The sequence below is a fragment of the Serratia sp. K1WW1 genome, assembly GCF_055790865.1.
Map to the genome: position 1 here is coordinate 2,507,926 of NZ_CM147697.1, position 22,816 is coordinate 2,530,741.

At 53.0% G+C, this 22,816-nt stretch carries 22 protein-coding genes; 13 read left to right on the top strand and 9 right to left on the bottom strand.

Annotated features, from left to right (window positions below; all coding sequences use genetic code 11):
- Positions 1–237 precede the first annotated feature (237 nt).
- Positions 238–516, top strand: a complete 279-nt coding sequence (ychH, locus tag ACX9GU_RS11315) for a stress-induced protein YchH (RefSeq protein WP_065685600.1) — start codon at positions 238–240, stop codon at positions 514–516.
- Between the two features lie 181 nt (positions 517–697).
- Here ychH and prs read toward each other — a convergent pair whose 3' ends face one another.
- From prs to ACX9GU_RS11335, 4 genes are all read right to left on the bottom strand, one after another.
- Complete coding sequence (prs, locus tag ACX9GU_RS11320) at positions 698–1,645, bottom strand: ribose-phosphate diphosphokinase (RefSeq protein ID WP_002211240.1); 948 nt, start codon at positions 1,643–1,645, stop codon at positions 698–700.
- Between the two features lie 171 nt (positions 1,646–1,816).
- Positions 1,817–2,683: a 4-(cytidine 5'-diphospho)-2-C-methyl-D-erythritol kinase gene (gene ispE / locus ACX9GU_RS11325; protein WP_473195160.1), complete on the bottom strand. Its 867-nt coding sequence runs from the start codon at positions 2,681–2,683 to the stop codon at positions 1,817–1,819.
- Positions 2,683–3,303 carry a lipoprotein insertase outer membrane protein LolB gene (lolB, locus tag ACX9GU_RS11330; protein ID WP_021181100.1) on the bottom strand — a complete coding sequence of 207 codons (621 nt, stop codon included), beginning with the start codon at positions 3,301–3,303 and terminating at the stop codon, positions 2,683–2,685. Before lolB ends, ispE begins: the two co-directional genes overlap by 1 nt.
- 251 nt (positions 3,304–3,554) lie before the next feature.
- Positions 3,555–4,700 carry a porin gene (locus tag ACX9GU_RS11335; RefSeq protein WP_473194811.1) on the bottom strand — a complete coding sequence of 382 codons (1,146 nt, stop codon included), beginning with the start codon at positions 4,698–4,700 and terminating at the stop codon, positions 3,555–3,557.
- A 522-nt stretch (positions 4,701–5,222) separates the two neighbouring features.
- On the opposite strand from ACX9GU_RS11335, the gene hemA reads away from it, so the two are divergent.
- Genes hemA through kdsA form a run of 6 tightly spaced genes read left to right on the top strand, consistent with a single transcriptional unit; the run spans position 5,223 to position 10,552 of the window.
- The gene (gene hemA, locus ACX9GU_RS11340) at positions 5,223–6,485 is read left to right on the top strand and encodes a glutamyl-tRNA reductase (RefSeq protein WP_024528845.1); all 1,263 of its coding nucleotides are present in this window, start codon (positions 5,223–5,225) and stop codon (positions 6,483–6,485) included.
- A 32-nt stretch (positions 6,486–6,517) separates the two neighbouring features.
- Positions 6,518–7,603 (top strand): peptide chain release factor 1, encoded by a 1,086-nt coding sequence (gene prfA / locus ACX9GU_RS11345; RefSeq protein WP_473194812.1) that lies wholly within the window; start codon positions 6,518–6,520, stop codon positions 7,601–7,603.
- Positions 7,603–8,436, top strand: coding sequence for a peptide chain release factor N(5)-glutamine methyltransferase (gene prmC / locus ACX9GU_RS11350; protein ID WP_473194813.1), 834 nt, complete (start codon positions 7,603–7,605; stop codon positions 8,434–8,436). Before prfA ends, prmC begins: the two co-directional genes overlap by 1 nt.
- Positions 8,437–8,454: 18 nt before the next feature.
- Positions 8,455–8,853 (top strand): SirB2 family protein, encoded by a 399-nt coding sequence (locus ACX9GU_RS11355; RefSeq protein WP_021181105.1) that lies wholly within the window; start codon positions 8,455–8,457, stop codon positions 8,851–8,853.
- Positions 8,850–9,659, top strand: coding sequence for an invasion regulator SirB1 (gene sirB1, locus ACX9GU_RS11360; protein ID WP_473194814.1), 810 nt, complete (start codon positions 8,850–8,852; stop codon positions 9,657–9,659). Before ACX9GU_RS11355 ends, sirB1 begins: the two co-directional genes overlap by 4 nt.
- A 38-nt stretch (positions 9,660–9,697) precedes the next feature.
- On the top strand, positions 9,698–10,552 hold the full coding sequence (gene kdsA, locus ACX9GU_RS11365) for a 3-deoxy-8-phosphooctulonate synthase (protein ID WP_021181107.1): 855 nt from the start codon (positions 9,698–9,700) through the stop codon (positions 10,550–10,552).
- A gap of 86 nt (positions 10,553–10,638) precedes the next feature.
- On the opposite strand, the gene dauA is transcribed toward kdsA, so the two are convergent.
- Both dauA and ACX9GU_RS11375 read right to left on the bottom strand, forming a co-directional pair.
- Entirely contained in the window at positions 10,639–12,330 is a 1,692-nt protein-coding gene (gene dauA, locus ACX9GU_RS11370; RefSeq protein ID WP_473194815.1) for a C4-dicarboxylic acid transporter DauA, read from the bottom strand.
- 228 nt (positions 12,331–12,558) lie between these two features.
- On the bottom strand, positions 12,559–13,044 hold the full coding sequence (locus ACX9GU_RS11375; RefSeq protein WP_473194816.1) for a heme-degrading domain-containing protein: 486 nt from the start codon (positions 13,042–13,044) through the stop codon (positions 12,559–12,561).
- A 195-nt stretch (positions 13,045–13,239) separates the two neighbouring features.
- Here ACX9GU_RS11375 and ACX9GU_RS11380 point away from each other — a divergent pair, with 195 nt between their 5' ends.
- Positions 13,240–14,355: a GGDEF domain-containing protein gene (locus ACX9GU_RS11380; protein WP_473194817.1), complete on the top strand. Its 1,116-nt coding sequence runs from the start codon at positions 13,240–13,242 to the stop codon at positions 14,353–14,355.
- A 19-nt stretch (positions 14,356–14,374) separates the two neighbouring features.
- Here the strand turns inward: ACX9GU_RS11380 and ACX9GU_RS11385 are convergent, their stop codons facing one another.
- Positions 14,375–14,755, bottom strand: a complete 381-nt coding sequence (locus ACX9GU_RS11385; protein WP_473194818.1) for a DUF1622 domain-containing protein — start codon at positions 14,753–14,755, stop codon at positions 14,375–14,377.
- Positions 14,756–14,856: 101 nt separating this feature from the next.
- A complete protein-coding gene (locus ACX9GU_RS11390; protein WP_473194819.1) occupies positions 14,857–15,066 on the bottom strand; it encodes a hypothetical protein in 210 nt (69 codons plus the stop codon).
- Positions 15,067–15,643: 577 nt separating this feature from the next.
- On the opposite strand from ACX9GU_RS11390, the gene glaH reads away from it, so the two are divergent.
- From glaH to csiR, 3 genes are all read left to right on the top strand, one after another.
- Positions 15,644–16,615 carry a glutarate dioxygenase GlaH gene (gene glaH, locus ACX9GU_RS11395; protein ID WP_473194820.1) on the top strand — a complete coding sequence of 324 codons (972 nt, stop codon included), beginning with the start codon at positions 15,644–15,646 and terminating at the stop codon, positions 16,613–16,615.
- A 48-nt stretch (positions 16,616–16,663) separates the two neighbouring features.
- Positions 16,664–17,908 (top strand): L-2-hydroxyglutarate oxidase, encoded by a 1,245-nt coding sequence (gene lhgO / locus ACX9GU_RS11400; protein WP_473194821.1) that lies wholly within the window; start codon positions 16,664–16,666, stop codon positions 17,906–17,908.
- A 117-nt stretch (positions 17,909–18,025) separates the two neighbouring features.
- The gene (gene csiR, locus ACX9GU_RS11405; protein WP_473194822.1) at positions 18,026–18,721 is read left to right on the top strand and encodes a DNA-binding transcriptional regulator CsiR; all 696 of its coding nucleotides are present in this window, start codon (positions 18,026–18,028) and stop codon (positions 18,719–18,721) included.
- A 36-nt stretch (positions 18,722–18,757) separates the two neighbouring features.
- Here csiR and ACX9GU_RS11410 read toward each other — a convergent pair whose 3' ends face one another.
- Positions 18,758–19,666, bottom strand: a complete 909-nt coding sequence (locus ACX9GU_RS11410) for a LysR family transcriptional regulator (protein WP_473194823.1) — start codon at positions 19,664–19,666, stop codon at positions 18,758–18,760.
- Positions 19,667–19,903: 237 nt separating this feature from the next.
- On the opposite strand from ACX9GU_RS11410, the gene ACX9GU_RS11415 reads away from it, so the two are divergent.
- On the top strand, positions 19,904–21,598 hold the full coding sequence (locus tag ACX9GU_RS11415) for an acyl-CoA dehydrogenase family protein (RefSeq protein ID WP_473194824.1): 1,695 nt from the start codon (positions 19,904–19,906) through the stop codon (positions 21,596–21,598).
- A gap of 87 nt (positions 21,599–21,685) precedes the next feature.
- Positions 21,686–22,816, top strand: coding sequence for a CaiB/BaiF CoA transferase family protein (locus ACX9GU_RS11420; RefSeq protein ID WP_473194825.1), 1,131 nt, complete (start codon positions 21,686–21,688; stop codon positions 22,814–22,816).

Genomic DNA, 22,816 nt, shown 5'->3' on the forward strand with positions numbered 1-22,816 from the left:
TGACAAAAATCTGGTGTCCCCCCAGTGAATAACTGAAAGTTGAATAATACATTAGTAAAATAATTCAGTTATCTCGCTAACTTTTAACATAAAGTAAAGAATTGTCAGCCTTTAGTTGCCATTTGTGATCGGTCACGCAATACCCATGCTGAAATAATGACTATACTTAACTAATCAAAGTGGGATAAAGAGTTAGGGTTTTCCCGCTATTGGCACATGGCACTCTGGAGGTGGCATATGAAACGTAAAAACGCTGAGGTCATTGGCAACGTTTTAATGGGAATGGGTATGGTGGTAATGGTTGGCGGGGTGGGATACTCCATCCTGGCTGAAGTATCACAGTTCAATTTGCCGCAGTTCTTTGCCCACGGCGCCATCATGAGTATCTTTATCGGCGCCTTGTTGTGGCTGGCCGGTGCACGTATTGGTGGGCGCGAGCGGGTAGCAGATCGTTATTGGTGGGTAAAACACTTTGACAAACGCTGCCAAAACAACCCACGCCGCCCGTCACATTGATTAACCACAACCAAGGATCTGGCGCACAAAGGCAAGGGAGACTGGCCGTATAAGGTTTAAGGTTATGTCCCACATCCCGTAAAAAACCCGTTGTTGCTCACGCTTCAACGGGTTTTTCGTTTTCTGAGATGTTCACCCGAACAACCTGGCGCAGTAGAGGTAAACTGCGCCAGAGAAGGGATTAATGTTCGAACATCGCGGAAATTGACTCTTCATTGCTGATACGGCGGATAGCTTCAGCCAACATACCGGACAAGGTCAGAGTACGGACGTTTTTCAACGCCTTGATTTCTGCTGACAGCGGAATAGTGTCACAGACGATCACTTCATCAATCACCGAGTTCCTGATGTTATCCACGGCGTTACCGGAGAAGATCGGGTGCGTGGCGTAGGCAAATACGCGCTTGGCACCGCGTTCTTTCAACGCTTCGGCTGCTTTACACAAGGTACCACCGGTATCGATCATGTCATCGACCAGTACGCAGTCACGGCCTGCCACGTCCCCGATAATATGCATCACCTGAGAAACGTTTGCGCGAGGGCGACGTTTATCAATGATGGCCATGTCGGTATCGTTAAGCAGTTTGGCGATCGCGCGGGCGCGCACGACACCACCGATATCTGGGGAAACCACGATCGGGTTTTCCAGGTTCTGTTGCAACATGTCTTCCAGCAGGATCGGGCTTCCGAATACGTTATCTACCGGGACATCGAAGAAACCCTGGATCTGCTCGGCATGCAGATCGACTGTCAATACGCGGTCAACCCCTACGCTGGAGAGGAAGTCGGCAACAACTTTGGCAGTGATTGGCACACGCGCAGAACGCACGCGGCGATCCTGGCGGGCATAGCCGAAGTAAGGAATTACAGCAGTAATACGACCTGCGGAGGCGCGACGCAGGGCATCAACCATAACAACCAGTTCCATCAGGTTGTCGTTGGTGGGGGCACAGGTGGACTGGATGATGAAAATATCACCGCCGCGTACATTTTCGTTGATTTGCACGCTCACTTCGCCGTCGCTAAAACGACCTACAGCGGCGTCACCAAGGCTGGTGTACAAACGGTTGGCAATACGTTGTGCTAGTTCCGGGGTGGCGTTACCAGCAAAAAGCTTCATATCAGGCACGAGAAGAACCTCAGCATGCGTCCAGAGAAGATATTGTCATACGGTCTTCGCCAAGGGGCAGTTGGCGACGCCGACGCAATATACATACGGGTGTGTAAAACTAACTTGAACTGCAGAGCAGCGCAGAGATGACAGGGCCAGGTAGACGACCCTGCGCAACGACACGTTGAGCTACGGCTCAAACTGCCCGGAACGGATGCGATGTAGTGGTGAGACGTTAACGCCACGCGCTACAAATCCACGCAACCAGGCCGGGGCTTGATTTAACACCTGAAGAGCGGCGGGCTCGGAGTCGAATTCTGCAAACACACAAGCACCTGTGCCAGTCAGGCGTGACGGCGCGTATTGTAACAGCCATGAAAGAAGCTGTTCAACCTCGCGAAAACGTTTTCTTGCGATCGGTTCGCAATCATTTGCGTAAGGTGCCTGTAATAGGGCGCTCAGCGGGCGAACCGGGGTGTCTCTTTTTAATTCGGCATCGGCAAAAATCACCGGTGTGGGGATGCTGACACCGGGATGAGCGACCAAATACCACTTTTCTGCCGGATTTGCCGGTTGTAGCTGCTCACCAATCCCTTCGGCAAATGCCGCATGGCCGCGCACAAATACCGGGACATCGGCACCGAGGGTTAGCCCCATATCTGCCAACTGGTCGTCGCTCAGGCCACATTGCCAAAGTTCATTCAGTGCGACCAGTACCGTCGCCGCGTTGGAGGATCCGCCGCCAAGGCCGCCACCCATCGGCAAACGCTTGTCGATGCTGATGTCTGCCCCACGGGGAAGGGGGGCAATGGAATGGGTTGTGCAATGTTGCTGTAACAGACGAGCGGCCCGGACAATCAGGTTCTGCTCATCTGGCACCCCTTCTACGGGCGTTAGTAGCTGGATCTGGTCATCCTGGCGGGGAACGATGGTTAGCGTATCGCCGTAATCCAGGAACTGGAACAGCGTTTGCAACTGATGGTAGCCGTCTGCACGACGGCCGGTGATATAGAGAAACAGGTTCAGCTTTGCCGGGGAGGGCCATTGGCGGTTCATCACTTGAGCGTCCAGTTATCCATTTTCAGCTTGATGCGTTGATCGCCCTGTTGCAGTTCAAGGCGGCTCGGTAACGGGATTTTCAGATCGGTGTTGTAGTCCTGATAGGTGACAACCCAGGTCAGATCGCCCTGTTTGTAGGTCAGCTTGTTCAGGCGGTACTGGGAGTCCAGGCTGAAATCGGTGGCTTGCCCTGGCAGGCCAAGCATCCACTGGCGCAGGTTATCCAGCGGGATCTGCATGCCGGTCAGCTTGCGGATCATCTCTTCCGGGTTGTCGCTGACATAGCGTTTGCCCTGATTATCCGTCAGTTGTACTACGCTTTTTTGCACGTTCAGCTCCAGCTCGGTGCTACCAAGCGGGTTGGTCAGCAGCAGGCGGTAGCGGTCGGGCGTGTATTGTTGCCAGAAGAAGCGGGCATAGACTTTCTTCTGATCGGTCAGGTAAGCGAAAGCGCCCCGGGTCTGATACTGCTCAAGCTGTTGCACCGCTTGCTCATGAGCGAGCCACTGCGGAGACGTCGGGCTGGTGGCCGGGCCTGGCTTGGTGAGGGTACAGGCCGTCAGCACCAGGCTGGCTAATGGGATCAGGCGAAGCAAACTGACTTTGCGGATAGGCATAACGTTTTGTTGTCCTTTTGTCCTTGCGGGGCAGTGCGGGTTAGCATTTCTGCCACCACGCTAACGGGCGAGTGGCGTAACGTCAATAATACAATGGCGCAAAAGCCTTGCTGCAAGGGTGGCGTCTGGCGTGGGGAGGATTGTAAACGATGGCGGAGCTTTTGGGGTTGGAAATCTGTGGGGCAGCATGCGTGCCCCTTCAGAGCGAGTCTATCCTCTAAGCGCGCCGTATAATGGCGCGCTTTGGTGGATCAGAAATCGTAACGCAAACGAACAACCGTCATATCGCCCAGATTATCGGTGCTGGACGTCAGCACGTGTTCAACGTCGGCGCGGAAACCGTAGTCAAACTGGAAGGAGACACCCAAGCCATTATCAATACGCTGGTAATCGCGGCCAGTGGTGTACTGCAGGCGGTCGCCCATAAAGTAAGGCATGATGGATTTCACCGCGTATTCGCCTACCGGGAAGCTATAACCGGCGAAATATTCAATCCCCCAGGCATCCCCAGCGAAGTAGTTGTTAACATCCTTCTTCTTGGTAGTCAGGTAGTTGTCATACCAGCCGCCGCCGAAGCTGAGTGTCCAGTTATCCGGCTTCCAGCTCAATGCGGTACCGATGATGTTCTGATTGTAGTCTTTGTTGTCGTTATTATTGGGGTTACGCATCTCGGCACTGGTGTAGTTCCAGGCGGTGCCCCAGGTGAGGTCTTTGGTCAGGTGATAATCCACACCGAGTGAACCGCCGCCCTTGCGCTTGTAGCGCAGGCCGTTACCAGGCAGGTATTCGTCATCGTTGAACAGGTAAGCGGCATAAAGGTCGGCGTCGCCAAAGGTGTTTTTATATTTCAGCATGCTGCGTGAACGATAGGAACCGTCATAGTCGCCGTTAATGCCGTTACCCGGCGCCTGGGCCAGCATATCGTAATCCCAGATGTCGGTTTTTGCCCCGACTACGTCATAGTAAACGCTGTTTTGCTTACCGTAGGTCAATTGGCCCCAGGTTTTGCTTTTCAAACCGGTATACAGCATGCGCCGTGAGGTGTTGTTGGCACCCTCGGCGTAGTGATTGTCCCAACTGAACAGCGCCGGGATGTTGACGCCTAACTCGTAATAGTTGATCCAGCTGATGTCGTCGAACAGGTAGTAATCGGTGGCGAAGCGAAAGCGTGTGCCGCCGTCAAAACCGTTGCGTTTATAAGAGCCTTTATCGCCATCGCCAGTCATCATATTAAACTGAGGACGAATACTGCCGCCAACGGTAAAGTTGAGGCGGCTAAGGGGATCGCCCGCTTGCGGGTCCTGCTTTAATAGGGTGATTTCAGCATGTGCTGCGAATGCGCTACAACCTGCTATCAGGCCAAAGGTAACCGCTTGGCTTAATCTACGTAATTTCATGGATATGTCCCTTCCTACGTGCGTGCTGTTACGACAAGATACGAAAACCAATCCATTGGTTGAAAAACACCTGGGGTTTTCTGGTTGCTCACTCTCTTGTAACGGAAAGTGAAATTCTGAAACAATTTCTTTATAAATTATTTGCAAGCTAACTAATTGGCGTGAGTATGAGAACGTGTCGCGAAAATTGCAATTAAAACAATAAGAACTATCACTCAGCGCGATTGTCATTTAGGTGGATCGTTTAACAAATCGAATATTAAGGGCGTGTTTGACGATGAAAGAAAGCAAGCTGGTAGGGGGCCGATAGGGATCGAGGTCGCATTCAACCGCCGTTTCGGCGTTTTTCCTCTTCGGTTTCTGATGGGTTTGAAACCTACCGAGTTTTGTCGTGCTGACTGATTTGTCCCAGCAATACCAGCGATTGGCCGGAAGATGCGGTTGTCACTTTAATTGATGTCGCGCATCAAGTAGAATGCCGGACAACGAGAACCCGTACCAAGAGAAGTATTACTCGAAGCAATGACCCTTCTGGCGTTAGGTATTAATCACAAAACCGCTCCGGTTTCTCTGCGAGAACGGGTGACCTTCTCCCCAGAGTCGATCGACAAGGCGCTGAATAGCTTGCTGCAACAGCCATTGGTGCAGGGCGGCGTTGTGCTGTCTACCTGTAACCGTACCGAGCTGTACCTCAGCGTAGAGCAGCAGGATCATCTGCATGAACAGCTGGTAGCCTGGCTGTGTGATTATCACCATCTACGTCCTGAAGACGTGCGCAAGAGCCTGTATTGGCATCACGGCGACGAGGCCGTCAGCCACCTGATGCGCGTTGCCAGCGGGCTTGACTCTTTGGTACTGGGTGAACCCCAGATCCTCGGGCAGGTAAAGAAAGCCTTTGCCGAATCCCAGCGTGGCCAGTCACTTTCCGGTGAGCTGGAGCGCCTGTTCCAGAAATCTTTCTCCGTTGCCAAACGTGTACGCACTGAAACCGAAATTGGTGCCAGCGCGGTATCCGTTGCCTTCGCCGCCTGTGCGCTGGCGCGTCAAATCTTCGAATCCCTTGCCGAACTGAATGTGCTGTTGGTCGGTGCGGGGGAGACGATCGAGCTGGTTGCCCGCCATCTGCGTGAGCATAAAGTGCAGCATATGATCATCGCTAACCGCACCCGTGAACGCGCCCAGGTATTGGCGCAAGAGGTGGGGGCAGAGGTGATCTCATTGCCGGAGATTGATGCACGCCTGGCAGATGCCGATATCATTATCAGCTCCACCGCCAGCCCGTTGCCCATCATCGGTAAGGGCATGGTTGAGCGGGCACTGAAAGCGCGCCGCAACCAGCCGATGTTGCTGGTGGATATTGCCGTTCCGCGCGATATCGAGCCGGAAGTAGGTAAACTGGCGAACGCCTATCTCTACACCGTGGACGACCTGCAGGCCATTATCCAGAGCAATATGGCGCAACGGCAGGCGGCGGCCGTACAGGCCGAGACCATCGTGCAGCAGGAAAGCAGCAATTTCATGACCTGGCTGCGCTCACAGGGCGCGACAGATACCATCAGAGACTACCGTTCGCAGGCCGATCAAATCCGTGCGGAAATGGAGTCAAAAGCGCTGGCAGCGATTGCTCAAGGCGCTAACGTGGAGCAGGTGATCCATGAGCTGGCCCACAGATTAACCAATCGTCTTATTCATGCCCCTACCAAATCCCTCCAGCAGGCTGCCGGCGACGGCGACATGGAGCGGTTGCACATTTTACGCGACAGCCTCGGGCTGGATCAGCATTAGTTCTCTTTTATTAACAGGGTTTAAAACCACGCATGAAGCCTTCTATTGTTGCCAAACTGGAAGCGTTACAAGAGCGCCATGAAGAAGTTCAGGCGCTGCTCGGCGATGCCGGTGTCATTGCCGATCAGGATCGGTTCCGTGGCCTGTCGCGCGAATATGCGCAGTTGACCGACGTCAGCCGTTGTTTTCTGGAATGGCGTCAGGTGCAGGAGGATCTCGCCACGGCAGAAATGATGCTGGACGATCCGGAAATGCGTGAAATGGCGCAGGAAGAGCTGAAACAGGCCAAAGCGGCGACGGAAGAGCTGGAACAACAGCTGCAGGTGTTACTGCTGCCGAAGGATCCGGACGATGAGCGTGACTGCTTCCTCGAAGTGCGCGCCGGAACCGGTGGCGACGAAGCGGCTATCTTTGCTGGCGATCTGTTCCGTATGTACAGCCGTTACGCTGAAACTCGCCGCTGGCGGGTTGAGATCATGAGCGAAAACGTGGGCGAGCACGGCGGTTACAAAGAGGTGATTGCCAAAGTGTCTGGCGACGGCGTTTACGGTCAGCTGAAGTTTGAATCTGGCGGTCACCGCGTTCAACGTGTGCCGGAAACCGAATCCCAGGGCCGTATTCATACCTCGGCTTGCACGGTGGCGGTGATGCCAGCGGTGCCAGAGGCGGAGCTGCCAGAAATCAATGCGGGCGATCTGAAAATCGATACCTTCCGTTCCTCCGGGGCTGGCGGCCAGCACGTTAACACCACCGACTCGGCGATCCGTATTACCCACTTGCCAACCGGCATTGTGGTTGAATGCCAGGACGAACGTTCACAGCACAAGAACAAAGCCAAGGCGATGTCGGTGCTTGGGGCACGTATCCGCGCGGCAGAGATGGCGAAACGCCAGTTGGCAGAGGCTTCTACCCGCCGCAACCTGCTGGGCACCGGCGACCGTTCCGATCGTAACCGCACCTATAACTTCCCGCAGGGGCGCGTGACCGACCACCGCATCAACCTGACGCTGTATCGTCTGGATGAGGTGATGGAAGGCAAGCTGGATATGCTAATCCAGCCGATCGTGCAGGAATACCAAGCCGATCAGTTGGCAGCACTCTCTGCCGAGCCTGAGTAATGGATTATCAAACCTGGCTGAAAACCGCGACCTTACGCCTGACGCACAGTGATAGCGCCAAACGTGATGCGGAGATCCTGTTGGGTTTCGTGACCGGTCGGGCCAGAACCTACCTGTTGGCATTTGGCGAAACTCCGCTGACGGCAGAGCAGGCTGAGCAGTTAACGGTGCTGCTGGCTCGCCGTGAACGCGGGGAACCGGTGGCATATCTGGTTGGCGAACGTGAGTTCTGGTCGCTTCCGCTGTCGGTTTCACCCGCTACGCTAATCCCGCGCCCGGATACCGAATGTTTGGTGGAGTTGGCCCTGGAGCGACTGCCCGCAACGCCGTGCGCCATTCTGGATCTTGGTACTGGCACCGGCGCGATTGCTCTTGCATTAGCCAGCGAACGGCCAGACTGCCAGCTTACCGGCATCGATCTGCAACCTGAAGCCGTGGCGCTGGCGCAGCATAACGCGCAAAAACTGGCGATTAACAATGTGCGCTTTTTGCAAGGGAGCTGGTTTACGCCGGTCGCCGGGCAACAGTTTTCGCTGATCGCCAGCAATCCTCCCTATATTGATGAAGCCGATCCTCACCTTGCGCAGGGCGATGTCCGTTTTGAACCTGGCAGTGCCTTGGTGGCCGCCGAACAGGGTCTGGCCGATCTGACGGCGATCGTGCAGCAGGCCGCAGATTATTTAGAGCCGCAGGGTTGGCTGTTGCTTGAGCACGGTTGGCAACAGGGTGAAAATGTACGTACGCTGTTGAATGCTGAGGGATTTATCGCGGTGGCAACGCATCGCGACTATGGCGGCAACGATCGCGTGACTCTGGGCCAAAAACCACTATAAGAAACCAAGGAAACCACTATGGCCGCTTACATGGCGCTAAAACATCTGCATTTATTAACGGTAGCCATCAGCATTACGTTGTTTGTACTGCGTTTCTTCTGGAAGTGGCGTGCATCGCCGATGAGCAATAAACGCTGGGTAAAGATCACGCCGCATATCAATGATACGGTGCTGTTTGCCACCGGTATTGCCCTGGTGGTGATGTTCAAACTTTATCCACTGCTTGGCATGGACTCGTGGCTGACCGAGAAGTTGTTTGGCGTTATTATCTATATCCTGTTGGGCTATGTCGCATTGGGCAAGAAGACGCAAAGCTGGAATATCCGCACCTTGGCATTCGTTCTGGCACTGGGCTGTCTGTATCTGATCGTTAAACTTGCCACGACCAAAATACCGTTCTTGATGGGATACCTATGAGCAGCATTGCCGATTTCGAATTTAATGCTTCCTCACTGAGTGAGGGGGTGATCCTGGTATCAAAGATCATCCGGCGGGACTTTCCGGTGGCGGAAGTTGAACGCAAGTTACAGCAGTTGAGTGAAGAAGCGCGCGCAATCATCCCGGACGATCTCGACCAGGATCAGCAGTTGGAAGCGCTTATCGAACTATTCTTTAAAACCTGGGGATTCGGTGGTGCCAGTGGTGTTTATCGGCTTTCTGACGCCATCTGGCTGGATAAGGTGTTGGAAGCCCGCCAAGGTACGCCAGTCTCTCTGGGAACCATTTTCCTGCATATTGCCCACCAGTTGGATCTGCCGCTGATGCCGGTGATTTTCCCCACTCAGTTGATCATGCGTGCTGACTGGCTGGATGAGGAGATGTGGCTGGTTAATCCGCTGAACGGGGAAACGCTTAACGAACATCAGTTGCAGGTTTGGCTCAAGGGTAATCTGGGCCTGGGGGCTGAACTGGAAGATGACGATCTGGACGAATCGGAAAACATTCTGGTGGTGCGTAAGATGCTCGATACGCTGAAAGCCGCGCTGATGGATGAAAAGCAGATGGAAATTGCGTTGCGAGCCAGCGAGGCGGTGCTGAGTTTTGACCCGGACGACCCTTACGAGATCCGTGACCGTGGTTTGATTTATGCCCAGCTGGAATGCAACCATATCGCCATTTCCGATCTCAACTATTTTGTCGAGCAGTGTCCTGAAGATCCGGTGAGTGAAGTGATAAAAATTCAAATCCACTCCATCGAGCTCAAGCAGGTCACGCTGCATTAATTCACTGATTCCGATTTATTAATCAATAAGGTGCAAGCATGGAACAGAAAGTAGTCAGCATTGGCGACATCAAGGTAGCGAACGATCTGCCGTTTGTACTGTTCGGCGGTATGAACGTACTGGAATCACGCGATTTGGCGATGCGCATCTGCGAACACTACGTCACCGTGACGCAAAAACTGGGCATCCCTTACGTTTTCAAAGCCTCTTTTGATAAAGCCAACCGTTCATCTATCCATTCTTACCGTGGCCCAGGCCTGGAAGAAGGGATGAAGATTTTCCAGGAAATCAAAAGCACCTTCGGCGTGAAAATTATCACCGATGTGCACGAAGCCGCACAGGCGCAGCCAGTTTCCGAAGTGGTTGATGTGATCCAGTTGCCCGCCTTCCTGGCACGCCAGACCGACCTGGTTGAAGCCATGGCGAAAACCGGCGCGGTGATCAACGTCAAGAAACCGCAGTTCGTCAGCCCGGGCCAGATGGGGAATATCGTCGATAAATTCAAAGAAGGCGGCAACGATCAGGTTATTCTGTGCGATCGCGGCAGCAACTTTGGCTATGACAACCTGGTGGTCGACATGTTGGGTATCAACGTGATGAAGAATGTGACCGGTGGCCATCCGGTGATCTTCGACGTGACCCACGCCCTGCAAACCCGCGATCCGTTTGGTGCGGCTTCTGGCGGCCGCCGTGCGCAGGTTGCCGAGCTGGCTCGTGCCGGTATGGCGGTTGGTTTGGCTGGCCTGTTTATCGAGGCGCACCCAGATCCAAGCAATGCCAAATGTGATGGTCCTTCGGCGTTGCCGTTGGATAAGCTGGAACCGTTCCTGGTACAGATGAAAGCCATCGACGATCTGGTGAAAAGCTTTGCTGAGTTGGATACCAGCAACTAACGACTGCTGACAAATCGCTCAGTGGGGGCGCGCATGTTGCGCCCGCCAATCTGAAGGCCCGACATTAAGCTGTCGGGCCTTTTGCTTTATTGAGCGTTCAGCGCGGTGAGCGCTTCTGGCAGGGTGGGGTAGAAATGCAGCTTGCCATCGATTGGCTTCATGCGCGCACGAGCCAGGGTTTTTAGCGGCTGGAATGGAATATCGGTGATCACCAGCTGTTTTTCGACGGGCAGGGCGTCGATATAACGTTGCAACGCGTTGAGCCCTCCGGCATCCAGCACCGGTACGGCATCCCATTGCAGTACGATGGTGTGATAGTTTTCACCGCGTACCAGCAGATCGTTGAACACGCGTTCGGCAGCAGCGAAGAACAGCGGCCCGTTGACACGCAGCACCAGTTGGCCATCCTCGGCGCTCAACTCGCTCAGGCGGGTCATGCGTGCGATTCGGCGCATAAACAGCAGTGAGGCCAGCACGATGCCAACGGTAATGGCAATCACCATATCAAACAGTACCGTCAGCGACATACACAGTAACATCACCAAAATGTCGTCTTTCGGTGCCCGGCGCAGCAGATAAACCACTTTATGCGCCTCGCTCATGTTCCAGGCGACCAATAGCAACAGCGAAGCCATCGCCGCCAGCGGTAAGTAGGACAGCCACGGTGCCAGCACCAGCAAGGCCAGCAGCACCATTAACGAGTGGATGATTGCCGAAACCGGAGAGGTTGCCCCTGCGCGCACGTTGGCTGCCGAGCGGGCAATGGCGGCGGTTGCGGTGATCCCCCCGAAGAACGGGGCGATGATGTTACCCGCGCCCTGGCCAATCAGTTCGGCGTTGGAGTGGTGCTTTTTGCCCGTCATGCCATCCAGCACTACCGCGCACAGCAGCGATTCGATCGCCCCAAGCATCGCCATGGAAAATGCTGCCGGTAACAGAGCGGAAAGCAGCTGCCAGCTTAGTTCCGTCGGTTTACCGTCGCCAGCGGGCAGATGCCAGGGCAACAGCCACTGCGGCAGGATCGGCGGGATACCTTGGCCTTGGCTGCCGTCGGCCAGTTCGAAACTGAAACGAGAGCCAATGGTCGCAACCTGATGATCGAACTGAGCCAGGATAGCCATCACCGCGGTGCCAGCCAACAAGGCTGGCAGGTGGCCGGGAATACGCAGCCCCAGCTTTGGCCAGAGCAGCAGGACTACCAGAGTGACCGCACCAATCAGCGTATCGCCATAGTCCAGGGTGGGTAAAGCATGCAACAGCGCATTCACCTTACCGATGTAGTTTTCCGGCACTTCTGCCAGCCGTAAGCCAAAGAAATCCTTCACCTGCATGGTGGCGATGGTGATGGCAATCCCGGAGGTAAACCCAAGCGTGACCGAAAGCGGAATGTACTCGATCAGGCGGCCAAGCCGCGCTAACCCCATAATCAGCAGGAATACGCCGGACAGCATGGTGGCAATCAATAAGCCAGAGAGCCCAAACTGCTGTGAAACGGGGAACAGGATCACCACAAACGCCGCTGTTGGGCCGGAAACGCTGTAGCGCGAACCGCCGCTGACGGCGATCACGATGCCAGCAATCGCGGCGGTATACAGCCCATACTGTGGGGGAACGCCGCTGGCAATGGCCAGCGCCATCGCCAGAGGTATGGCAATGATGCCGACGGTAACCCCGGCAATGGCATCTTTCAGCAGACGTTGAAGGGAATAGGGCTCGCGCCAGCAGGCATCTATCAGGGCGCTAAAAGGGCGGATACCGTTGATTTCGTGCGTTTTCATCTAAGTTGCAAACCAAGTCTATAAAAGAGAACGGAATGGCGGGCCATGGAGGTCCGTCTCGGAATAGCTGGTAGATACCATACCCCTTTCTGCCCGCCGATACCTAGATTTGTATCAAAGCATCAGGGTTGTGATTAATTTATATTTGTTCAGCGGACTATGTGCGCCAAGCGCCAGCCTGTGCAGATCGTCCGCTGTGGATGGGGGGAAAAGCGCAGCTTTTATCGCTTAGTGTACTGCGGGCAAGGGTAAGCCTAGAAACTGAGCAAGAGTGCTGACCAACAGATGATGGTCTTCGAGCTGCGGGGAGCCAGAAAGAGAGATGGAACCGACACAACCTACATTGAGCAGGTTGATGGGGAATGCGCCGCCATGGGCGGCATAGTCACGTACGCTGAGGCCATATCTCTCCTCCAGCGTGACTTGCCGCTGTTGCAGACGTAAACCCACGGCATAAGAGCTTTTATGGAAATGGTTGACCACGTTGCGCTTGCGCCGCACCCAGTCGGCAATGTCTGGCGTTGCCCCTGGCATGGCGTAATAAAACAGCGTTTGTCCGCTTAGCTGAATTTCGATAGCGATGGGTAATTGGCGTTGTTCGGCGGCATTCTTTAGCGCTACACCCAGCTCCCACGCGGTGGCATGGTCGAAATGATGGAAGGTAAGGTCCGTTTCTTGTGTCGCCAGCGCTTGCAATTCATCATCGATATTCATCAGATTTTCCCCGTGGTGTGATGGATAACAGACTATCCTGAACTGAGGATAGGACATAGATTGCCTGGCAATAACATATTCCCGCCTGGCCATTATTATCTTGAGCAACGAGGAGCGTACATGCTGCGTCCCTCTGAATAATAAGTAGTAACCTCAAAAGCAAAATTGCCGCATCCTGGAGTATGCCGAATAGTTATGACATATATTGCGTCGATCTCGTCTTTTTACAGTGATGCGTGCATCACCTATGCCACGCTGTCGGTTTCCTACTTTGCCCTTAGCAAAAACTCCCCTTTTTCCTACCAGTCGGCTGTGTGGAAACGGTTGCTGTTTGGCGTACTGGCAGGGCTGGCGGTGCTGTATCTGAGCCAGGATCGGTTGTTGCTGGCCGGCAATATTTATTACAGCCTTGCCATGGTCCCGATGATTCTGGTGGTGTTTTTCGGTGGCGCAGTCAGTGGGGCAGTGTGCTATTTGGTCAGCTTTGTTTTTAACGGCGGCTTTACGCTGGATAATCTGTTTATCGGTTCGATCATCTTGCCGCTGCTGCTATCAGGGGTCTGGCGGAAAAAATCGAACCGGGTGTTTTACCTTACCATCGGTATCATTGCGCTCTACCGGGTAGCCGTGGTCGGTTTGTTCGTCAACTTCCGTGAACTGTGGCTGGATATTTTGTTGTATCAGGCCGCATCGGCGCTTTGCCTGGCGATTTGCTATCATGCCCTGAGCTTTAAAGAGCGCCATATTCACGCCTTTTTCTCCATGCGCAACAAGGCGACGATCGACAGCCTGACCCACATCAACAACCGCGCCAGCGTGGACTACAAAATGATGCTGCAGCATGCCCAACGGGAGTCTTGTGGCCTGATGATCCTGGATTTAGACAATTTCAAACAGGTCAATGACACCTATGGTCATTTGGCCGGTGATGGCGTGTTGGCCAGCGTGGGGGCCATTTTGCAAGAATGCGTTCGCGATGGAGACTTTGTCGGGCGCTACGGCGGCGAGGAGTTTATGGTCATCACTTCCAGTTATGAACCGCAGCAGATTGCGGCCGTGGCGGAACGCATTCGCAGCCGGGTGGAAGGATTTGATTTTATTACCGATAACGGGTATAGGATCCGCATGACCATCTCCATCGGGACCTCGTTGTATCTGGCCGGAATGTCGGTGGAGAAAGCGATAGAGATGACGGATGAAGCGCTGTATGACGCTAAACGCGAGGGTAAAAACCGCGTGGTCAGCAGCCGGTTGATGTCGCTATCCCAGTTGGGCGAGAGGGTTAGCCCTATGGCGGCTAAGAAGTCTTAGCCTACCCCTGGAGCAGCCTTTACTTTTTCCCCTCCAGCGTTGTTGCGTCGGTTTTATCAACGGCAGCAACATTGTTTTCGGCATAATCCAACTCTTTAGATAAAAAGTAATTAAGAAATGTACGTATCACGGCGATGATTGCCAGTTTAATCAACTCTTCCATGCTAGGGTTGATTGTCGTTGCCAAGATATCAGCCGCTAATTGAAACTCTAACGCCAAAGCAAGCCAGGTTCCAAAGCGCGCCCTGATCAAATAGAGTATGGACTGACTTTTAACTTTGGTTATTGTGGTATAAAGTGCCTTTACCAGCCCGATAAAAACGCAAATAACGGATAGAAACTCTAAAAAAACCTGTAGCATTAGAGAGAAATAGATAATTATTTCTTTGATACTTTCCAATTAGATAGCTCCGTTTCCCAGGTCTCTCAGCCTCTTACCAACAAACCGTGCTTAGTGAATGGCTTGGAATAGGGCGTTTTAGCTCAGGCCCGTAAAGGATTTTACTTTTCGCTTCGCTTGTTGTTTAAGTGGAGTGAAAAACACCTGTTGAAATAAGCTTTGACGTGATCTTCCATCGCGTGAACTTTCTCGTCAATGCGCTGGCAAAGGAATTCATCGCTATTCATTGCCTGAACTCGTTGTAACGCTATTAAGTCAATTTCTTTTTTTTGTTCTTCAGTCAATTCGTTGTTGTTGTGCTGATTAGTCATGATGATACCTGTATCCTGAGTAAAGTAACTAAATTATAGCGCTATCAGTATTGTAGCAAATACTTTCTAACTTTTGTTTAAACAGAGTGTGACGATAAATTGTCCGATTTTATCGTTGTTACGCAGACAACTACCTTGACGCCGCGCCCTTCACTCTAGCCCTTTCCCAAAAGGAGAGGGGACCAAATGTGCTACAACTTATCTACTGCATCTGACCGCAGCTCTGGACACGCACCCTCCCTGTAGTCCTCATTAAAAACACAACAGATTGGCGCACAATAATAGTTGCCAAGGGGGAGACTACATAAGCCCTTGCAGCAAGGGCGTCCTGCCCTACGCGGGCACGCCGATTAAAACAATCAGTTCATCGCGCACTATTGTAAGGCCCCTGTAACCTCTCCCCTGAGCATCTTTCTTATTGAGTTTCACATAAATTTAACCAAAATGTGCAATATTGATCACATAAATGACTATTTTTTACAGTAATGTATTTTTTTAGTAAAAATGTAGATGTAATCTAATTATGAATATAAAAATGTATTAGCAGAAACATTGACTGGTTCAGGAGACTCATTACATGCATACTTTAATGACGGAAAAGCACGCGCTGGAAGATGTAAAAATCCCGGTTATACATGGCGTTAGCATATCAACCTCTCCCCAATCGCCACGGTTGTTAACGCTCAATTTCAGCGCCGAAATCACTCAGCGTTTCTTGCAACAGACGGAGCAGTGGCCGGTTCAGGCACTGGAGTATAAGTCGCTACTGAGGTTTCGCATCGCCAAGATATTGGATGACTTATGTGCCAATCAATTGCAGTCATTCTTGTTAAAAACCATGTTGGCGCGGGCTCAAGGCGCGTTGCTGATCCAGGCGGAAGGCATTGACCGTGTTGAACAGAGTGACGAAATGGTCAAACTGGCAACAGCAATTGCACATCTGATTGGGCGCTCCAATTTTGACTCCATGAGTGGTCAGTATTACGCACGCTTTGTGGTGAAAGATGTTGATAACTCGGACAGTTATTTACGCCAGCCGCATCGGGTGCTCGAGCTTCATAATGATGGGACCTATGTCGACGAGACCACCGATTATGTGATGATGATGAAAATCGACGAGCAGAATATGCAAGGTGGCGACTCTATTCTGCTGCACCTGGATGACTGGGAGCAGTTGGATACCTATTTCCGACATCCGTTAGCCCGCCGGACCATGCGTTGGGCTGCGCCACCCAGCAAGAACACCAGACAGGACGTTTTCCATTCGGTGTTTGACGTTGATCATCATGGCCAGCCTGTGATGCGCTATATCGATCAGTTTGTTCAGCCGAAAGATTTCACTGAAGGTAACTGGTTAAGTGAACTGTCTGATGCGTTGGAAAACAGCAAGCGCAAACTGTTTATCCCGGTGCCAGTAGGCAGTATTTTGTTGATTAACAATCTGTTCTGGTTACATGGGCGTGACAGATTCACCTCTCATCCAGAACTGCGGCGTGAACTGATGCGCCAGCGCGGTTACTTCAATGCACCACAAAATCGGATGTCTTAGGCCAAGTCGCCTAACCTCTGTTAATCGCATAGAAGAGGATGCCGCAAGATGTATGACTTTGTGATAATCGGTGGCGGTATTATCGGCATGTCTACAGCCATGCAGTTAATTTCAACCTACCCAGATGCCCGTATTGCCGTGCTGGAAAAAGAACCCGAGTTGGGACAGCACCAAACCGGGCATAACAGTGGGGTGATCCATGCGGGGGTGTATTACACCCCCGGTAGCCTGAAAGCCCGCTTTTGTCTGGCAGGCAATCAAGCCACCAAGCTGTTTTGTACCCAACATGAGATCCCTTTTGACGACTGCGGAAAAATGCTGGTCGCCACCACGCCGCTGGAAATGGAACGTATGCAGGCCTTATGGGAACGCACGGCGGCTAATGGGCTTGAACGGGAATGGCTAAATGCCGAACAATTACAGCAAAGAGAACCTAACATTGTTGGGCTTGGTGGGATTTTTGTTCCTTCCAGCAGCATTGTGAATTACAAACAGGTCACCATGACGATGGCCAAGGTGTTCAAGCAGGCGGGCGGAGAAATCTTTTACCATGCTGAAGTGCAGGCATTGCATGAGCATCAGCAAGGGGTGCTCGTCAGTACGCCGAAGGCGGAATTTAGCGCACGCTATCTGGTGGCATGCTCAGGGTTAATGGCCGATCGGCTGGTCAAGCTGTTGGGTATCGATCCTGGTTTTATGATCTGCCCGTTCCGTGGCGAATATTTCCGCTTGGCAAGTCAGCATAATGCCATTGTTAACCACCTGATTTACCCGATCCCCGATCCGGCCGTTCCTTTCCTGGGCGTCCATTTAACGCGTATGATCGACGGTAGCGTTACCGTCGGGCCTAATGCGGTATTGGCCTGGAAGCGTGAGGGGTATAATAAAAGGGATATTTCCTGGCGTGATACGCTGGAAATGGCCAGTTACCCAGGCATTCGCAAACTGATGTCGCAAAATCTGTCTTTAGGGATGGGGGAGATGAAAAATTCCTTATTCAAAAGCAGCTATCTCAAACTGGTACAAAAATATTGCCCCAGCCTGACGGCGCAGGATCTGTTGCCTTACCCAGCTGGCGTTCGTGCTCAAGCGGTATCACCAGAAGGTAAATTGATCGATGATTTCTTGTTTGTGACCACATCGCGCACGATCCACGTCTGCAACGCCCCTTCACCGGCAGCGACATCGGCGATCCCGATTGGTCAGCATATTGTCAACCAAGTGCAAACCCTGTTGGCGAAACAGCCCTCGGTGGGGGTAAGGTTGAGTGCTGTGGCCGCCGTTGCGTCTTAAAGCTCAGGCGGCTCCCTCTCTTTGGTCGGTGCTGCCTTCCAGGCCTCTGGTGGAACTGGTCATCTGCCAATATTTCATTATAATTAAAGGTCTTATGCTTAAAGAGACGGGATTATAATGACTCTCCAGCAAAATGCGGTATTTGATGGTTACGATTATCTAAAAAAAGATATTATTCGGGGCGTTTTTCAACCCAACGAAAAGCTGCGAATGAGTTTGTTGACCAGCCGTTATAATCTGGGTGTGGGCCCACTGCGTGAAGCGCTGTCCCAATTGGTTGCTGAGCATCTGGTGACGGCCATCAGCCAGAAAGGGTATCGCGTAGCCCCAATGTCACAGGCCGAGTTGCTGGATATTTTCGATGCCCGCGCCAATATGGAAGCCATGCTGGTCACACTGGCGATTGAGCGTGGTAACGACGATTGGGAAGCGAACATTCTGGCGCAGACACATATGCTGGCCAAGATGAGTAATGTGGTGACCAGCGAGGCTCTACTCGATGAGTGGGATCTACGCCACCAGGCTTTTCACAGCGCGATTGTTGCCGGCTGTGGTTCCCAGTACCTGTTGCAAATGCGCGCCCGGTTATTCGATCTGGCCGCTCGCTATCGCTTTTTATGGTTAAAGAAAACCGTATTTTCCGTTAGCGTGATGGAGAACAAGCATGAGGAACATCAGCAACTGGTGAAACTTGTTTTAGCGCGCGACAGCCGCCGGGCCAGTGAAATGATGCGTGAGCATCTCCTGACGCCAATTCCCATCATTCAGCAGGCTATGGCCCAAAATAGCCTGCTGAGCAGTGAAAATGAATAAAGGTTTAGGCTGAGTCCCTCAATTGAAGGGCCCAGGCTAGCTAGCGGTAAGTGGCATTTGTTCCGCCGCCTGGCGCACCGCAGCGATAAATGCAGACAACAACGGGCGCCGATCGTCCGTTTGCCAGATGCAATAAGACTGCGAAAGTGATGCCACACCTTCCAACTCCAAGGCGGTAAAACGGACTCCAGCCATGGCGGAGCGCTGTAGGCTGGCAGGCACGATGGCGATGCCAAACCCTTGTGTCACCAAAGAGATCACGCTTAGCCAATGCCGCGCTTCGCAGCGAATATCCGGGTCGATGCCAGCGGCCAGGCAAAGGGACTGAATACGATCGTAGTAATAAGGGGAGACCTGGCGCGAAAAAACAATAAATTTGTCATCCCGTAATTGGCGCAGATTGATGGCCTGCAGACGGGTTAAGGGGTGATCCTCTGGTAAACAGACCACTAATTCCTCGCAGGAAAACAGCAGAGAAGATACTCCGTCCGGTAAACGTGATGTATGGATAAACCCCACATCCAAGCTGCCGTGCGCCAGTTCGCGCAGCTGATCTTTGGTATTTAATTCCAGCATGTTTAACTGCAAACCGCTTCGCGACTGCTGGAATTGCTGCAACAAAGTGGGTAACCCTTGGTATAACAATGCGCCAACGAAACCGATACGCAGATGGCCGGTCGCCCCTTGGTCGATGTCGCGTATCTGATGCATGGTGCTGCTCATACGATCAAGCAACGCCTTTGCGGCAGGCACCAAGGCTTCCCCGGCGGCGGTCAGCCGCACTTTCTGATGGCTGCGTTCAAACAGCTGCGCCCCAATGGTTTCTTCCAACTGACGAATGCTCACGCTCAGCGGCGGTTGGGAGATAGCCAGGCGGCTGGCGGCACGGCCAAAATGCAGTTCATCAGCCAACACCAGAAAATAGCGCAGACGGCGAATATCCATAATCTATCAATGCCTTATCAATCGAAAAAAACAATCCTCATCAGAGCTTAACCGTCCTGCCTTAAGCCTGGAAAATCTACCCTAGCATGGCCGAAAAAATGATTCTCGTCAGGAGCCTGCAAAATGCTCATTACTACGGTGCGATGTTTTTAGCCTATCGGCCAATAGGGAAACAGTATTAGACAATTTATCAGCAGTAACAAAAAATAAACATAAATACAACAAATGGAGATGAGTATGTCTAGCGCTATCAATCAGCAGGAGTATATACCGGACCAATTCGGTGCCAATCTCTATCTTACCGATCCTGCGTTGGAGGCTTTACTGGTTGCCTACTTACCACCAGAATTACGCACGCATCTGCGCCCGTACCTGCAAAAACTGGGGGGCCTGGCAGGCGGAAGGTTGAGTGAATTGGCCGATCAGGCAGATAAAAATCCGCCGCAGCTGCAAGTGCGTACCCGTACCGGCACCGATGAACAGAGTATCTTGAAACACCCGGCGTATATCGAACTGGAGCGTTATGCGTTTGGTGAGTTTGCCTTGGCCGCCATCTCTCACCGGCAAGATGTGCTGGGTTGGCAGGGGCAACTTCCTCCACTGGCTAAGTATCTGTTTACCTATCTTTTTGTGCAGGCCGAATTTGGTTTGATGTGCCCGGTTTCCATGACGGATTCCTTAACCCGCACCCTGAAAAAATACGGTACACCGGAGCTGGTGGCCAAATACCTCCCACGGCTTACGTCACTGGACTCCGCCACGTTGACGCAGGGGGCGATGTTTATGACCGAGCAGGGCGCGGGTTCCGATATTGCCGCCACCACCACCCAGGCGGTGCCTGTGGATAATCATTATCGGTTATACGGCGATAAATGGTTCTGCTCCAATCCTGATGCCGGGCTGGCCATGGTCTTGGCGCGTATCGAAGGAGCGCCTGAAGGGATGAAAGGGGTTTCCCTGTTCCTGTTGCCACGCACCTTGGATGATGGTTCCACCAACGCCTACCGCATTTTACGCCTGAAGGACAAGCTGGGCACCCGCTCAATGGCCAGCGGTGAGATCCGTCTGGAAGGGGCGACCGCTTATCTGGTGGGGGAAGCCGGGCGTGGGTTTGTACAAATGGCCGATATGGTGAACAACTCACGGCTTTCCAACGGCGTTCGTTCTGCCGGATTGATGCGCCGGGCGGTGAGTGAGGCCTTTTATATTGCCCGCCATCGCCAGGCGTTTGGTAAAACCCTGATCGAATTGCCATTGATGCGGCGGCAATTGCTGAAGCTATTACTCCCCAGCGAACAGGCCCGTAGCATGGTGTTCCAAACGGCACAAGTCCTGCGTCGTTCTGATGGCGGTGATAAGCAAGCCTATGCGCTGCTGCGTCTTCTGACTCCGCTTATCAAGTTCCGTGCCTGTCGTGATGCTCGTAAGGTAACCGCAGATGCCATGGAGATCCGGGGTGGGTGCGGTTATATAGAAGAGTGGGGCGATCCCCGTTTGGTCAGGGATGCGCAGCTAGGGTCGATCTGGGAAGGAACCAGCAATATTGTTGCACTGGATGTCAGGCGCGCCATCCTGCGTGAACAATCGTTAGAGGCACTGCAAGGCTACTTGCAACAACTATTAGCGCAAGCGAATTTGGATCAGACGATGCAGGCGCGCTTCCATAGCGCGCAACAACGGGTGTTTGCCCTGGCGCAGGCGGCCGCTACCCCAGAAGGCAGCGAGTTGACTCGCCGTGCGGCCAGTGGGTTATATAATCTGGTCAGCGCGGCGGCAATGGCTTGGGAAAGCCATCATGCCGATGCGCCAGCCCGCTTGCATCTGGCCGAACAGATTCTGTTGCATAAGCTCCTGCCCAGCGATCCCTTAACCGTAGAAGCCCCATTACCCGCAGAGGTTGAAGCGCTACTGCTGGCGAGCGCCTACCAATAACCAGCTTTAAGACCCGGCCAGGCGATGGCCGGGTTTCCTTTCCTTATATAACAAACAACACTATTTCCACCTGCAGGAGAGACAGTTATGGCAATCCCCGCCACTGGCGCATTAGCCGGTATCCGTGTTATCGATTTATCCCGCGTACTGGGCGGGCCGTACTGTGGTCAGGTCTTGGGCGATCATGGTGCCGATGTCCTGAAGATTGAACCCCCACAAGGTGATGAAACCCGCACCTGGGGGCCACCTTTTCAGGAGGGCGTTGCGGCCTATTATATTGGCCTGAACCGCAACAAACGTGGCATGTACCTTGATTTGTCACAACCAAGCGCGCGCCAAACGCTGTTTGAATTGTTGGCGGATGCGGATGTTTTAATTGAAAACTTCAAGACTGGCACCATGGAAAAATGGGGCATCGGCTATGACGTTTTGGCGCAACACTTCCCCAAGTTGATCCATTGCCGGGTCAGCGGATTTGGGGCCGATGGCCCATTAGGCGGACTGGTGGGCTATGATGCATCCATTCAGGCATTAACCGGGATCATGAGTGTTAATGGTGAACCCGAGGGTGAACCGTTACGCGTTGGTGTCCCGCTGGTCGATCAGGCTACCGGGATGAACGCAGCGATGGGGATTCTGATGGCGTTATATGAACGCACTCGCAGCGGCCTGGGGCAATTTGTCGAAGCCAGCCTGTTTGATACCGGCCTGTCTTTGCTGCACCCTTACTCTACCAACTGGTTTGCCAACCAGCAGCCGCCCAAACGCTTTGGTAACGCGCATGCTAATATTTATCCTTACGATATTTTCCCTACGGCCAGTGTGCCTATCTTCCTCGGTGTGGGCAACGATAAACAGTTTGACCTGCTGTGCCAGTGCCTGGATGCCCCTTCGCTGAGTGAAGATCCACGCTTCACGACGCCCAAGTTGCGCTCACTGAACCGGGTTGAACTGCGTGCTGCACTTGTCTCCCAACTTGCCAGCCGCGAAGGTGCGCAATGTGCCGAGCAGTTGCTCCGGATGGGGGTGCCCAGTGCACCGTTGCTGAATATTGAGGCAGCTTTACAACATCCACACACCCGCCACCGCGGCATGGTGGTCAAGATTGGTGACAGCTATACGGGCATTGCTTCGCCGATCAAACTTAGCCGCACGCCGGCCAGCTATCGGTTGCTTCCCCCGGTTGGGGCACCTGAATCCGCCACACAACCTTCCTGA